Genomic DNA, 13,920 nt, shown 5'->3' on the forward strand with positions numbered 1-13,920 from the left:
AAAGCAAGTCAAACAAAATTATTAAAAGGTCAATACATAATGACAGTTAATTTAATAATAATTTAAACATTGGGAATGTAAAATTATAATATATTAATTAACTAGGGGGTTAAAATGGTAAAAGGAATTTTGTGCAATTGGTTAGGTGTAACAGAATTGCAAGAAAGTCAAAAAATCGATGCTGAGCAGTTTGAAAAAGTTTTTGGTGCATTAAAAGAATGGCAAGAAGCTCAAAAGATAGATGCTAAACAGTTTGAAGAGGTATTTAGTGCATTAAAAGAATGGCAAGAAGCTCAAAAGATAGATGCTGAGCAGTTTGAAAAAGTTTTTAGTGCATTAGAAGACAAGATTGGTACTGAGCAGTTTCAAGCTATGCAAGAGCACTTAAACGGCCTGCAAGAAAAAGTGGAAACACTTGCAGAGGCAGTAGCAGATCAAGAAAAAACACTACTAATTTGTACCATAGCCACTGCTGTTGCCGTAATAGCGATAACTAGTTTTGTTGCATTCTGTATCTATCAGGGAGTTAAGTGTGAAAGGGAGAAAGAAAAGAACTTGTCTAAAGATACACCAGACGCAAAACTTAATAATGTAGATGCTACCGATGGTACTAAAAAACTACGGAATGACTTAAAAGTTGACAAACATATAGCTGCATAACACTTTTCTTGAAAAGGTGTTACGCAACTTGTAACACCTTCCTCTTCTCTTAGCCTATGTAGATTTTTTGATAGTAAACATATCACTTTTTAGAAAAATATTTGTATTGTAAAGTTAGTAAAGATTCTGGTTTACTTAAAGTTTGTTAATTGCTATCTTTTAAAACACGATATTTACTATAGCACCATATGCTTAGGATTTTTTCTAAAGTTTTGTTTATATTAATGTTTTTGGTTTCTAGCTTTTTTACTGTGCATAGTGCTGGAGCTAAATCTAAGCTCAGTAAGAGATACATACCTCCTGGTAACCCTGGTGGTGCAAACTTTCATACAGATGAGGATTTTGCTGAGTCATATAAACTGTATGAGAAGCGTAGGGAATTGCTCAAGAAAAAAAAGTCACAAGATCGAGCTATAAATAAAGAAGATCTAATAAAAAAATTAAAAGAGAAAAAAATTGCTAGTCTTGATAATGAGCCAAATGACATGGAAGCGTGCATAGTCGACGATGAAGAGAGCGCTATGATAAATCAGCATGGTATTAATATCGCACGTTTAAAGGGTGCTGTATTTATAGATCAAGAGCCAGTTTCTCAGTATGAAAGTAAGCAGCATGAAAGTGAACAACAAGAAGGGAAGAAAGTTACTTCAACACGAGAAAAGAAAGTTTCTCCTATAAATATCACTATAAAAGAAACTCCTTCAAGAAGAACGTGCTCACATGATTCTATTGCTAATTTGGATAACGTAGATGCTTATAGTTTGAATGGTTCAAGTTCGTTTGGCAGCGTAGCTGACACAGTAAAATAGTATCACAATTAATAATATGCTAGATACAGACCTGATATTGAATGACGATGCATGTGAATTATCGCCAATTTCCAGGCACAAAACTCATGTTGTAGAAGTTGGAAAAGTAAAGATAGGCGGAAATAATCCTGTAGTTGTACAATCTATGGCGCTTGGTGTGCATATAGATTCTGATAATATAAAAAGTAGCGCAAAACATTATGCAAAAGAGATAACAGAACTAGCGCGTACAGGTTCAGAATTGGTGCGAATTGCCTTGAACTCAGAGGAGGTAGCAAGAGCAATACCTTATATAGTAGAAGAGATAAATAAAGAAGGTTTTGACGGTAAAATATTGGTAGGCTGCGGTCAATATGAGCTAGATAAATTAGTTCAAGATTATCCAGACAACATCAAAATGCTGGGTAAAATTAGAATCAATCCAGGCAATATAGGCTTTGGCGACAAACGTGATGAGAAGTTTGAAAGGGTGATAGAGTATGCAATAATGCACGATCTTCCGGTTAGAATTGGGGTAAATTGGGGTAGTCTTGATAAATACCTTTTGCAAAAATTGATGGATGAAAACTCTTCGCTTAGTAATTCAAGGCCTTCTGATGTTATACTGCGCAAAGCACTTGTAATGTCTGCTCTTGATAGTGCCAAAAAAGCTGAAGGAATTGGTCTAAATTCAAACAAAATAATCATTTCATGTAAAGTTAGCAAAGTGCAAGATTTAATTTTAGTTTATATGGCACTTGCAAAATCTTCCAATTATGCGCTGCATTTGGGTTTAACTGAGGCTGGTATAGGCAATAAAGGTGTGGTAAATACCGCAGCAGGGCTTACTTATTTATTGCAAAATGGCATTGGAGATACAATACGGGCTTCTTTGACTCAACGTCCTGGTGAATCGCGTACTAATGAAGTGGTGGTGTGTCAGGAAATATTGCAGTCTATAGGCTTGCGATACTTTAACCCTCAGGTTAATTCATGTCCTGGTTGTGGGCGCACGAGCAGCGATCGTTTTCGTATATTAACTGAAGAAGTGAATGGCTATATAAAAACTCATATGCCGATGTGGAAGAAAAAAAATCCAGGTGTAGAGCATATGAACATTGCTGTTATGGGATGCATAGTAAATGGTCCTGGAGAAAGCAAACACGCAAATTTGGGAATCAGCTTACCTGGATATGGAGAAAAACCTGTTTCAGCAGTCTACAAAAACGGCAAATATTTCAAAACTTTACAAGGTGATAATGTCTCTGAAGAATTTAAGGCAATTATTGATAATTATGTGAAGAAACATTACATGTAACCTTTCACGGTTAATTATGACCTTACCCATAAATGGAAGAAGATCTGATAGGCTTTCATATACTTAACTTCAATATTAGCTTTTCTTGATCTCTGGTTTCCACCTTTAGTAACTTCTAGAGAAATTTTCTTTTTTACTGGCAGTTGAGTGATGCGTGTTTGCAAATCTGTTTTTCCGACTTCAGTACAGATAAATCTTCTATTAGAGGTTGTCCGGAAACTAGTAAATTCAAGCATATTCCCTCTTTAACATAACCCTACTCATAGCTAGGTATATGAAATTCTCAGTGGATGTTGTGAGTAAATCATACTCCTTCGATAGCCTTCTATTCCTATTAACCCAAGCAAAAGTCCTTTCTACAACCCATCTTCTTGGCTGTACTTTAAACCCTTGTTCTCTTGTTGGTAGTAGCTCAGGTGGCGTATCTTTGTGCACCCAAAATCTACATGGAGGCCTTGTAACAATTTCAATATCTATGTCATATTCTTCCTTTATGTGATTCTTTGAATTTCTTCCTTGGTATCCCATGTCAGCCCACATTTTTTTAACTTTAGTATATTTTGTTCTCATATTGTTTAATGCTATTTTAATACCATCTCTATCATTTTCGTTAGCAGCGCCTACGTAACAACCTAGTATAAAACCCTGAGTGTCTGTAATTATATGCCTTTTTCTACCCTTTACTTTTTTACTTCCATCATAGCCTTTGATCCCCCCTTTTCTGTAGTCTTTACAGATTGACTATCTACTATACAGGCACTCGGCTGCTCATTCCTTCCTATTTTTCTTCTACTATATTTTGTAATTTCATAATTCATTTTCTCAAAAATTCCCTGCTTCTTCCATTGCCTGAACTGCTCATACACAGTCTTCCATAGCGGAAAATCATTTGGTAAATACCGCCATTGACACCCTGTACGCAATACATAGAAAATTGCTTCTAATATTTCTCTTTTGCTATACTTTGGCGGCCTTCCTCCTTTCTTGTATGATACTCTGAAGTGTTTTTCTATTCTTGCCCATTCCCTTTCGCTTAGATCTGTTGGATACTTTTTTCTCATCTTTACCCCGTACTAAAATTTCAGATATTATAGCCTTTTACTTGTTTCCGGACAACCTCTTAGACGCTTTTTGAGTAGAAGCATAAAAACTATTCAAATCACCTATAAAATGGTCTGAAGGCAGAATTAACATTGTCTCGTTTTCATTGCAGAGAAGTGCAGCAATTAATATTGCCGCTGCTGTTCCAATTTTCACTGGTTCGAAAATCACTTTATATTCTTGCAGTGCATGCAATTCCTCCATCACTAATGACTCGTACTGTATATTTGTAGCAATTATGGGCGGCATATAATCGCTTTTTAGCCTCAACAAAGTGTTGTGAAACATAGTGTTCTGACTAAATATTTTCTGAAATTGCTTTGGCTTAGATAAAGGCCAAAGTCTGCTACCACTACCACCACACAATATTACAGGGCGCATTTAGTTAAGATATTAATTAAATAATTAATATCTTATACTGAGGGCAAAATACATGCAAGTTTTTGTTGTGGAATAGTTAATAAAGAAAGTAAATGTTGATTTAAAGTAATTGCTAATGAGAGTGATCATGTGTAGCGCCTTGCCCTTGCTGTGAATTTCTTCTATTTTGTAATTCCTCAACATGACCTTTTCTTTTATCACTTAATATTTCATTACCCTTATTTTGTTCTTCCTCAGGACTCTTTAGTATTTCATTACTCTTGCTAACTTCTTTATCATCCCCTTGTTTCTTTGGCCTTCTAGCGTTAAGCTCATCCCATGTGCCCACTAGTGAATCACGATTCCCATGATCCGGCTTTAGCCTTTCTTCACCTTTAATAACATTAAAGTCACTTTTTGCTTCTTCCCAACATCCTTTCAATTGGTGTTTCCACATAGTAAAGTAAGCATCACCATATTTTTTCTCATTTGCTACAAACAATAAAATTGGGGCCTTAAGTATTGTAGCTACCATATTTACTGAATTCTTCACTGCCATCGCAGGGGTGAACAAAAGATAGCCAAAAGACTTTGCAATTGGGTTTTGTTTGCTTATTAAATGCTCCCCTAACTTTATAGGAAGAGAAGTCAACAATTTAGTACAAACTTTAGCCAAGCTTGTAGCAAAAACGATAGGAACAGATATAAGACTTTTATCTAGCTCTAGATTACCATCCTGATCTCTAATTTCTGAAAAATGGGTGCTTAGCTTCTTGTAATCACTAGTGTATAATAATTCTCCATTTCTTCCTTTTTCATCAACAACTTCCTGAACTTTACCTTCTTTATTTTTTACCTCTTTAGTTAGCACAGAAGAATTAGTTAATTCAAATGGATATTGAGGATCCTTAGTTTTTTCAGCTTCAAAAATTGGCACGTGTTTTTTCAAATCCATTCTCGAAAAGCCTAATGGCTCAAAATATGACTTATGCAACTCATTTATCGGAATTTGCTTACCCTGATTGTCTATATAATTGATAGTAAAATAAGATCTATCATTATCTTTATCTTTGGTAACTAAAGATAATCTGAAACTTGGTTGTTCTCCATTCTCATCTTTTTGACCATACAAAAGTTTATAGGTTGGATTTTTATCTTTATCTAGTATAGCATTTCCATGCATATCCCTGTTTTCTATGATTTTAGCAGACTGTACAATTTGATCATAATTTTTTGGATACTGGCATTTCCTTCCATCATACATCATTACCTTTCTAAGGTCTTCGACGTAAACTTGAGATTCAGGTGAAGTAAGCAGACCTTTTGCTTTAAGTGTAAGATCTATTGCTCCCTTTTTTAATGCTTCAAACATATTGTCAAACCAAAATCGCTATAATGCTATAGTTCAATAATAAAACTAGTACACTAATAATATATTAACACAGCACCGGTGATTTTACAAGAAAATATGCCTGTAGAAGATAAAGATTGTAAAAGCGAGGGTTATATAAGTAATGCTTGATAAGTACTTTATGCATGTAATTGTAAAAATCCTCAAAGGTACGCTGTGTATATAATCTTCGCATACTACCTGCATTCCAAGAACTGCGTGCCAAAAAATGCAAAACAACAATACAACAAAAAATAAAAGCTCTAGAGGGTGATTAATAAATTTTTCACTAAAAGACAAAGAGCTATCAGTATAAAATGTGCAAGAAAATGAATAGATAAACCAAGGAAACAGGAACAGTAAAATTACCGCAGAAACACGCTGAACCCACCAATGATGTACTGAATTTCCAGACTGACTCATATAAACATAAATAAAAAAGCCATAGTAGAAAGAAGTAGCGTTACTGTCAGCAGTATAGCACTCCTTGAAACGCCAGTAATTTCTAAATTAAGCCCAGCATCCCACAATAAATGACGAATACCATTAAGAAAATGATATACAAAACTTATAAAACATAAGACATAAGCTAATTTAGCAACAGGAGTGAATAATAATGCATTTAAGTACCTTACTATAAGTAACTCAGGAAAGTAAACATGTAATATGAAATACCAAGAAAGTATCATTAATAAAAGGAATAGCAAGATACCAGTCAATCTATGCATAATAGAGAAAAAACTAGTAACTTGTACTTTATATATTTGTAAATGTGGAGAAAGAGGTCTATCACTCATAAAATTCCGTTATCGGGAAATTAAAATAAAGTAGAAGTAAAGACAGCAGTATAGCACATAACAACACCATCATTAAAAATGGTAAGTTATGCGCAAAGCCTAAGGAGGTAATCCAGCTGCAGATTCCCCTACTGCTACCTTGTTACGACTTCACCCCAGTCACCGATCCCACTTTAAATAACTCCCTCCTTGCGGTTAGGTCGTTAGCTTCGAGTGAAACCAATTCCCATGGCGTGACGGGCAGTGTGTACAAGACCCGAGAACGTATTCACCGTGGCGTGCTGATCCACGATTACTAGCGATTCCAACTTCATGCACTCGAGTTGCAGAGTACAATCCGAACTGAGATGGCTTTTAAGGGATTGGCTTAGCCTCGCGACTTTGCAGCCCATTGTAGCCACCATTGTAGCACGTGTGTAGCCCACTCCATAAGGGCCATGATGACTTGACATCATCCCCACCTTCCCCCAGTTTATCACTGGCAGTTTCCTTAAAGTCCCCAGCATTACCTGATGGTAACTAAGGATGAGGGTTGCGCTCGTTGCGGGACTTAACCCAACATCTCACGACACGAGCTGACGACAGCCATGCAACACCTGTGTGAAACCCGGCCGAACCGACCCTATCCCTTCGAATAGGTATAATTTCCATGTCAAGGAGTGGTAAGGTTTTTCGCGTTGCATCGAATTAAACCACATGCTCCACCGCTTGTGCGGGTCCCCGTCAATTCCTTTGAGTTTTAATCTTGCGACCGTAGTCCCCAGGCGGAATGTTTAACGCGTTAGCTGTAATACAGAAAGTAAAACTTCCCATATTTAACATTCATCGTTTACAGCGTGGACTACCAGGGTATCTAATCCTGTTTGCTCCCCACGCCTTCGCGCCTCAGCGTCAGATTTGAACCAGATAGACGCCTTCGCCACTGGTGTTCCTCCTAATATTTACGAATTTCACCTCTACACTAGGAATTCCTCTATCCTCTTTCAATCTCTAGATTAGCAGTTTTAAAAGCAATTCCAAGGTTGAGCCTTGGGATTTCACTTTTAACTTACTAATCCGCCTACGCGCCCTTTACGCCCAATAATTCCGAATAACGCTAGCCCTCTCCGTATTACCGCGGCTGCTGGCACGGAGTTAGCCAGGACTTCTTCTGTGAGTACCGTCATTATCTTCCTCACTAAAAGAGCTTTACAACCCAAAGGCCTTCTTCACTCATGCGGCATGGCTGGATCAGGCTTTCGCCCATTGTCCAATATTCCCCACTGCTGCCTCCCGTAGGAGTCTGGACCGTATCTCAGTTCCAGTGTGGCTGATCATCCTCTCAGATCAGCTATAGATCATTGCCTTGGTAGGCTATTACTCCACCAACTAGCTAATCTAATATAGGCTCATCTAATAGCAATAAATTTTTCCCCCGTAGGGCGTATACGGTATTAGTTGCCGTTTCCAACAATTATTCCGTACTACTAGGTAGATTCCTATACATTACTCACCCGTCTGCCACTAAGTTATACCATAGCAAGCTACAATATAACTCCGTTCGACTTGCATGTGTTAGGCCTGCCGCCAGCGTTCATTCTGAGCCAGGATCAAACTCTCAAATTTAGACTTCAACCTATAAAAGGTTGAGGGTACATCGGATAAATCCGACAAAAAATAATTTAGCTTAATACTGCTGTCTTTATTTCTACTTTAGAAATATTTTAATCTCCAACTATTCAAACAACTTTAAGAATATTATTATATGATATAATCACTATGTCAATATGTTTTTGCAAATCAAAAGCATTAATGTATAGATATATAACTATTTGGAATATTACCATGAAAAAATACATCTTTCTGCTTGCACTCGCGCCAATGTTAGTTGGCATCACATTATACTTATTGCGCAACATTGATAACACAAAACAATCTATAACTGCAGGTGACAAGTTTTACGAAGTATTATTCTTAAAAAAAGATAATAAGCCGCTGCTAGAAGAAATAGATTCAAATTGGGAGTATTTAGCAAATTTTGAACGCGCATTCAATCATATCTCAGATTCAATGCCAACAGACACAGCATCTATTTATAATGATTTGGCAGATGATAAAGATGCTCCTGGTGTTTTGCGTGAGTTAGCACAATATTCAGAAGTAATGAGCTTACTTCACTCCAACGGTGAAAAAATAAATAAAGACAAAATTGATAATTTAGAATCAAGCACAGTATACCCTTATTCAAGCCAAGAAGCCATCGCTATAGTAAAGATACACAATAACGACGTTAAGGGTGCAACTGAAATATTGCGTTCCCTATTAAATGATAGAAAATGCCCTATCCTAATCAAAGCTAATGCACAAGAATTACTCAGGATATATGGGAGTTAACTCATTGGACTTTTTGCATAGCTTTTGGCAGCGCATTGGATGAAACGAAAAACTTCCTTGACAAGCCTCGCCAGCTCCCTTATCATAAAACTGAAGCTATTTATTTATCTTCGCAATCTGTGCAGGTTAATGACAAAAAACTTAGGGTATTTGGCGTCTCATGTTTAATTTTTCGCACTACGTGCATCGCATGTCTTTAAAAATTTCTGGGTTTTTACCTATATAAGCCGAAACGCGCTTACAAAGCGTTTAAGACAGCAAAAAACGTCAAATTGACAAGGGAGAATTTGAATGCTAGCTACTACGGGGTTTCTTTGCCTTTTTTCCTGCTCAGTAAATTTCTTAAACACTTGCGGTGTAGGTTAGTTGCAAGTTAAAAGCAGCTAAATCGCTCTTAATCAAGCGTTTTAGAATAAAAAAAACGCCGATATTTTAGTACATGGTAAATAGCCAACCACCACGGGGTTTCTTTTGCCTTTTTTTTCATTTGGTAAATTTTTTAAATATTTATGGCTAAAGATTGCACGAATGTTGCAATTACAAAAACGATTTCTACTAGGGTATCACGCACTGGGATGACACCATTCTTTTTCCTGGATCCAAGTAGTCAGGGCACTGGGATGACAGCTACCCTGACAATCGTCATCCCGCTGCTTGTTAGCGGATACCGCGGCGGTATGACGTAGAAGTTATACTTTTATGCTTACCAACTTAATAAAATTCCTGGATTCCAGTGTCAGCTACTTTCATGACACCAACAGTTGATATTGGTTTGTTGCTTTGCTAGCCAACTACTAGCTATGCCTCAAGTTTCCTATTCAAAATTTTCAATATCAAATCCAATTCATTTGGATTATCATACCGTATCATAACTTTACCCTTAGAATTGTTGTCATTAATTTTGATCTTTAAACCAAGTTGAGAAGATATAGCGCCTTCTATTACTGTCATATCTTGATTTCTAGTATATCTCTGCTCTTTTTGATTGTTGTTTTGATGTAGGTCCTTTATCAGTTTTTCAGTTTGTCTAACGCTTAAGCCCTGAGAAACTATTTTTTCTGCAATACTTTCCGCATTTTCAACATTAATCAACGCTCTTGCATGACCCATAGACAATTTTTTCTCATTGATCATTGTTTTCACCCTATCAGGGAGCAACAACATCCGAATCATATTGGTTATGTGGCTGCGGCTTTTGCCTATAGCTGAAGCTAATTCCTCATGTGTATAGAAAAACTCATCTATCAGTTTTCTGTAAGCTTCACCTTCCTCTATTGGATTAATATCTTGCCTTTGTATGTTTTCAATAATGGATACTTCCAAGCATTCCTTGTCGCTCAGATCTTTTATGATAACCGGTGCACTATCAAGATTTGCAATCTTGCTTGCTCGCCAACGACGTTCTCCAGCTATTATTTCATAACCATCATCATTTGAATCTTTGCGTACCACGATAGGCTGTATAATGCCACTTTTCTTTATCGAATTTGCAAGTTCTCTTAATGACTCCTCGTCAAAATGTTTCCTCGGTTGAAATTTGCTTGGGTGCAGTAATGAAATAGGCAAATGCTCTTGTCGATCTTCTTTATTATCATAATTATCGCCTATGAGGCCGGCAAGACCTCTGCCGAGGCGTCTATCATCCTTCATACTACGCCCTCGCTTACTAGTTTCTTCTCCTTACAACTGCTCGCGTGCTTTTTTAAAATTTCCCTTGCCAAACTTATATATGCTTGTGCACCAGGACACTTAAGATCATACACAATAGCGGGTTTTCCATGAGAAGGCGCTTCTGATAACCGTACGTTACGTGGAATAACAGTCTCATACAATGGGATGATAGTTTTGTATACTTTATCATTTAAATACTGGCAAATATCGTTTTTAATCTGTTCACTGAGTTTGTTGCGCCTGTCATACATTGTTAACACTATCCCTTCTATTGCCAAAAAAGGGTTTAGGTTATTTCTTTTTATCAGCTCTACAGTTTTAACTAAATGGCTCAATCCCTCCAAAGCAAAAAATTCACACTGAAGAGGGACAATAATAGAATTAGCAGCAGTCAAAGCATTTATGGTTAGAAGCCCAAGTGATGGAGGGCAATCGATGATTATATACTCATAATTATCGCGTATCTTCTCTAATGCGCTTTTTAGCACAAATTTTCCTCGCTCAAGTTGCGATAATTCAATTTCTGCAGCTGATAAATCAACTACTGACGAAATTAGTGATAAATTTGGAATTTCCTTTATATTGAAAATTGCCGATTCTATCAATCTATTTTCGCTGCTTAGTAGTATTTTGTATATGTTTTTTTCTTCCCTACTACGATAAGAAATCCCGAGTCCGGTGCTAGCATTTCCTTGAGGATCAAGATCTACCAATAAAGTGCTTTTTCCTACAGCAGCAAAGGCTGTCGACAAATTTATACTAGTTGTGGTTTTGCCAACTCCACCCTTTTGATTTACTATTGCAATAATCTTGCTCACGCCTTTTATCTTATGTATAAAATAATTCTATTGTATATATGCAAGAAACTTTTGCATTAGAAAATTTTTTTGTTGCTAACCACACTAAAATTAGACTGTCTTTTTTACTTTGTGTAACACACTTTGAACCTTGTTTCCTAATTCATTCAGAGTGAATGGTTTTGGCAAAAAGTGAAAATCTTCTATATTGATGTCATCACTCTTTAAAAAAGCATCTTCTGCATACCCAGAAATAAAAATAACGTTGATATTTGGCCTATGGATCAATGCTTCTTTAACTATTTCTGGGCCGCTCACCTCTGGCATGATTACATCAGTGATTATAAGATCTATGTGTTGACTTTTTTTACTGATTATTTCTAGCGCCTCGCTGCCTATGCTTGCTTCTATTACATCAAATCCTTTTCTTTTGAGTGCTTTAGAGATGAATTCCCTTACTGAATCTTCATCTTCGATTAATAAAATTATACCATTACCTTTAATTTCACTTACTACCGGTTTTTCTGTTTCTTCACTATCTTCCTCTCTATCATTTTCATCTGATATGTAAACCATGGGCAAAAATATGCTAAATTTAGTTCCATGATTTACTTTGCTAGCAACATAGATGTATCCTTCAGTTTGTTTAATAATGCCATATACAGTAGAGAGGCCAAGACCTGTACCAGAGGTAATATCTTTGGTAGAAAAAAATGGATCAAAGATCTTTTCAGTTGTATCACTCGTCATTCCACATCCAGTATCAATTACTTCAATCACAACATAATTTCCATGTTCAATCGCTTCCTTGTCTGGAGAAAACATATCCTGAGGTGTAGAATTTAATGAGTCAATCTTTTGATTAAAGGTTCGTATAGTTAATTCTCCGCCCTTTTCCATAGCAGCACTAGCATTGACTGCTAAGTTAAGTATAACTTGCTCTAATTGCCCTTGATCAGCCCTAACAGCACCCAAGTCTCTACCATAATAAATATTAAATTTTATACTTTCACCTATTAATCTTTTTATCATTTCATAAAGATTAGCTATAGTATTATTTACATCAATAATTTTTGGCTGCAAGGTCTGTCTTCTTGAGAAAGCAAGCAATTGTCTTACTAAATTTGATCCACGCTTTGCATTTTGCTGTATCTGTATTATATCTCCAAAAGATGGTTCACCAGCTGAGTGTTGGAGTAAAAGCAAATCGCAAAATCCTATTATCCCAGTCAATATATTGTTGAAATCATGCGCAATACCACCTGCTAACTGCCCTATAGCTTGCATCTTTTGATAATGCTCAAGCTTTATCTCTAGGTTTTTGTGTTCAGTATTGTCAATAAAATAACAAAGTATGAAGATCATTTTATTATGAAGAAACTTATTGAAATATATTTTTATGTTATTACCGCCGTTGAGCTGTACATCAAAAGACGCATTATTTATTCTATTACTCGAAAAATATTCACGTATTTTCACATGATAACTATCCAATATCAACGTAAAGATTGAATTATTATCTGACCCTGCAAGCTTTATTAGTGCCGTATTTTTCTTTACAAAGTTGCCGTTTATGTCACATTGTGCAATAGCAATTGATGAATTTGCAAAACAAGGGTGTAATTGATAATCAACAATATTTGATTCGGTTGGTGTTATAAAGCCATATATATAGCTATGGTTGTATTTATCACAAAATATAGCAGTGCTCATATAAGCCTTGAATGGAATACCACTTATAGTAAAAAACAAAATTTCATTATCGGTTGTTGTATTGTTATATTTAGATTGAGATATAAAATCACTGATTGAGCTACCTTTTTCCAGTTTTTTTAGTTCAAATATGTCTAAAAATCTTTTATTTACAGATAAAATCACCCCTTTGGCATTTGCAATGTAAGTTCCTATGCTGTGTTTTTCTATTAACTCTTCATATATCTGCTCCTTGTTTATCTGTGTTGCTTTTAATACAAAATACCCATCTGGCCTTGCTATTGGGACTAATGATAAATTTAAAATCTTATTACTATTTATAGCAATTTGGGGATTATCTGGTATCGGCTCAAAGAGCAAAAGAAAGTTAGATACTCTATTCTTCTTGTTTAAGGAAATGCATACCTGTACAGAAGAGTTATTTTTTAGTGCATGATAGAGTACTTTTTTGTCTGCTTCTGAAACATCTCCTATTTCAAGAATCTTGGCTAACGTAATGTCATCATCTATATGATCTTTAAACCTTTCGTAGAACCTTGCATCAGCATAAATAATACCTTCATCCTTATGTAAAATAAGGCAAAATTCTGTATTATGATTTAGTGCATTTGCAAATATTGCATTTTGAAATTCTATAGTATTAAGTAGGTATCTGTAGCGTTTTACATTATACATCATAAAGAGAGTTGTTAGAATGCTAACTAATAAATTAATCTCTATATTAATATGCTGACTATATATATCAAAAAAGTAGAGTATCGATATTGCTACTGGAGGTAAGAGCATAATAACTGCCATCACAACAATTGACATTCCATAATTTCTTAGTATGAAGTCAACCCTGTTCTCTTTTTTGTTATCTATGTATCTTTTATTCATTATTGTTACTTGGCATTGTTGTACATACGAAAATGTTCTATTATATTGATTTAATTATTATAGATTTATTAAC

Annotated in this window: 13 protein-coding genes and 1 rRNA gene; 4 read left to right on the forward strand and 10 right to left on the reverse strand. The window is 35.7% G+C overall.

What is annotated here, in order from left to right; translation table 11 throughout:
* Positions 1-114: 114 nt before the first annotated feature.
* The 3 genes from ABWU31_RS05780 (at position 115) to ispG (ending at position 2,766) form a co-directional block, all read left to right on the forward strand.
* On the forward strand, positions 115-660 hold the full coding sequence (locus ABWU31_RS05780) for a hypothetical protein (RefSeq protein WP_065094680.1): 546 nt from the start codon (positions 115-117) through the stop codon (positions 658-660).
* A 188-nt stretch (positions 661-848) separates the two neighbouring features.
* Positions 849-1,469, forward strand: a complete 621-nt coding sequence (locus ABWU31_RS05785; RefSeq protein WP_065094679.1) for a TRP75-related protein — start codon at positions 849-851, stop codon at positions 1,467-1,469.
* A gap of 16 nt (positions 1,470-1,485) precedes the next feature.
* Positions 1,486-2,766, forward strand: coding sequence for a flavodoxin-dependent (E)-4-hydroxy-3-methylbut-2-enyl-diphosphate synthase (gene ispG / locus ABWU31_RS05790; protein WP_353271176.1), 1,281 nt, complete (start codon positions 1,486-1,488; stop codon positions 2,764-2,766).
* Between the two features lie 14 nt (positions 2,767-2,780).
* Here ispG and ABWU31_RS05795 read toward each other — a convergent pair whose 3' ends face one another.
* From ABWU31_RS05795 to ABWU31_RS05825, 7 genes are all read right to left on the reverse strand, one after another.
* Positions 2,781-3,002: a hypothetical protein gene (locus ABWU31_RS05795; protein ID WP_353271177.1), complete on the reverse strand. Its 222-nt coding sequence runs from the start codon at positions 3,000-3,002 to the stop codon at positions 2,781-2,783.
* A protein-coding gene (locus ABWU31_RS05800; protein ID WP_353271062.1) for an IS5-like element ISWpi1 family transposase occupies positions 2,995-3,827 on the reverse strand; the annotation gives its coding sequence in 2 pieces (ribosomal slippage) (positions 2,995-3,458 and positions 3,458-3,827; 834 coding nt in all). Before ABWU31_RS05800 ends, ABWU31_RS05795 begins: the two co-directional genes overlap by 8 nt.
* Before the next feature lie 37 nt (positions 3,828-3,864).
* A complete protein-coding gene (locus ABWU31_RS05805) occupies positions 3,865-4,248 on the reverse strand; it encodes a sugar phosphate nucleotidyltransferase (protein WP_353271178.1) in 384 nt (127 codons plus the stop codon).
* 112 nt (positions 4,249-4,360) lie between these two features.
* Positions 4,361-5,599 carry a hypothetical protein gene (locus ABWU31_RS05810; RefSeq protein ID WP_253303522.1) on the reverse strand — a complete coding sequence of 413 codons (1,239 nt, stop codon included), beginning with the start codon at positions 5,597-5,599 and terminating at the stop codon, positions 4,361-4,363.
* Between the two features lie 84 nt (positions 5,600-5,683).
* Positions 5,684-6,040, reverse strand: a complete 357-nt coding sequence (gene sdhD / locus ABWU31_RS05815) for a succinate dehydrogenase, hydrophobic membrane anchor protein (RefSeq protein WP_010963113.1) — start codon at positions 6,038-6,040, stop codon at positions 5,684-5,686.
* Positions 6,037-6,414, reverse strand: coding sequence for a succinate dehydrogenase, cytochrome b556 subunit (sdhC, locus tag ABWU31_RS05820; protein WP_007548462.1), 378 nt, complete (start codon positions 6,412-6,414; stop codon positions 6,037-6,039). The genes sdhD and sdhC overlap by 4 nt, the downstream gene beginning before the upstream one ends.
* Before the next feature lie 100 nt (positions 6,415-6,514).
* Positions 6,515-8,019, reverse strand: a 16S ribosomal RNA gene (locus tag ABWU31_RS05825).
* A gap of 153 nt (positions 8,020-8,172) precedes the next feature.
* Between ABWU31_RS05825 and ABWU31_RS05830 the strand changes: the two genes are divergently transcribed.
* Positions 8,173-8,787, forward strand: a complete 615-nt coding sequence (locus tag ABWU31_RS05830) for a hypothetical protein (RefSeq protein WP_353271179.1) — start codon at positions 8,173-8,175, stop codon at positions 8,785-8,787.
* 798 nt (positions 8,788-9,585) lie between these two features.
* Here the strand turns inward: ABWU31_RS05830 and ABWU31_RS05835 are convergent.
* From ABWU31_RS05835 to ABWU31_RS05845, 3 genes are all read right to left on the reverse strand, one after another.
* The gene (locus ABWU31_RS05835) at positions 9,586-10,437 is read right to left on the reverse strand and encodes a ParB/RepB/Spo0J family partition protein (protein ID WP_006279814.1); all 852 of its coding nucleotides are present in this window, start codon (positions 10,435-10,437) and stop codon (positions 9,586-9,588) included.
* Positions 10,434-11,276, reverse strand: coding sequence for a ParA family protein (locus ABWU31_RS05840; protein WP_077188426.1), 843 nt, complete (start codon positions 11,274-11,276; stop codon positions 10,434-10,436). Before ABWU31_RS05840 ends, ABWU31_RS05835 begins: the two co-directional genes overlap by 4 nt.
* A 90-nt stretch (positions 11,277-11,366) precedes the next feature.
* Entirely contained in the window at positions 11,367-13,847 is a 2,481-nt protein-coding gene (locus ABWU31_RS05845) for a response regulator (protein WP_353271180.1), read from the reverse strand.
* Between the last annotated feature and the right edge of the window lie 73 nt (positions 13,848-13,920).

The organism is Wolbachia endosymbiont (group A) of Alloplasta piceator, from assembly GCF_964028505.1.
In the GTDB taxonomy this organism is placed as follows: domain Bacteria; phylum Pseudomonadota; class Alphaproteobacteria; order Rickettsiales; family Anaplasmataceae; genus Wolbachia; species Wolbachia pipientis.

What these genes read in the sequence shown, in the direction of transcription:
- ABWU31_RS05780 (WP_065094680.1), top strand. Translation starts at nt 115, where the DNA reads ATGGTAAAAGGAATTTTGTGCAATTGGTTAGGTGTAACAGAATTGCAA.
- ABWU31_RS05785 (WP_065094679.1), top strand. Translation starts at nt 849, where the DNA reads ATGCTTAGGATTTTTTCTAAAGTTTTGTTTATATTAATGTTTTTGGTT.
- ispG (WP_353271176.1), top strand. Translation starts at nt 1,486, where the DNA reads ATGCTAGATACAGACCTGATATTGAATGACGATGCATGTGAATTATCG.
- ABWU31_RS05795 (WP_353271177.1), bottom strand. Translation starts at nt 3,002, where the DNA reads ATGCTTGAATTTACTAGTTTCCGGACAACCTCTAATAGAAGATTTATC.
- ABWU31_RS05805 (WP_353271178.1), bottom strand. Translation starts at nt 4,248, where the DNA reads ATGCGCCCTGTAATATTGTGTGGTGGTAGTGGTAGCAGACTTTGGCCT.
- ABWU31_RS05810 (WP_253303522.1), bottom strand. Translation starts at nt 5,599, where the DNA reads ATGTTTGAAGCATTAAAAAAGGGAGCAATAGATCTTACACTTAAAGCA.
- sdhD (WP_010963113.1), bottom strand. Translation starts at nt 6,040, where the DNA reads ATGAGTCAGTCTGGAAATTCAGTACATCATTGGTGGGTTCAGCGTGTT.
- sdhC (WP_007548462.1), bottom strand. Translation starts at nt 6,414, where the DNA reads ATGAGTGATAGACCTCTTTCTCCACATTTACAAATATATAAAGTACAA.
- ABWU31_RS05830 (WP_353271179.1), top strand. Translation starts at nt 8,173, where the DNA reads ATGTCAATATGTTTTTGCAAATCAAAAGCATTAATGTATAGATATATA.
- ABWU31_RS05835 (WP_006279814.1), bottom strand. Translation starts at nt 10,437, where the DNA reads ATGAAGGATGATAGACGCCTCGGCAGAGGTCTTGCCGGCCTCATAGGC.
- ABWU31_RS05845 (WP_353271180.1), bottom strand. Translation starts at nt 13,847, where the DNA reads ATGAATAAAAGATACATAGATAACAAAAAAGAGAACAGGGTTGACTTC.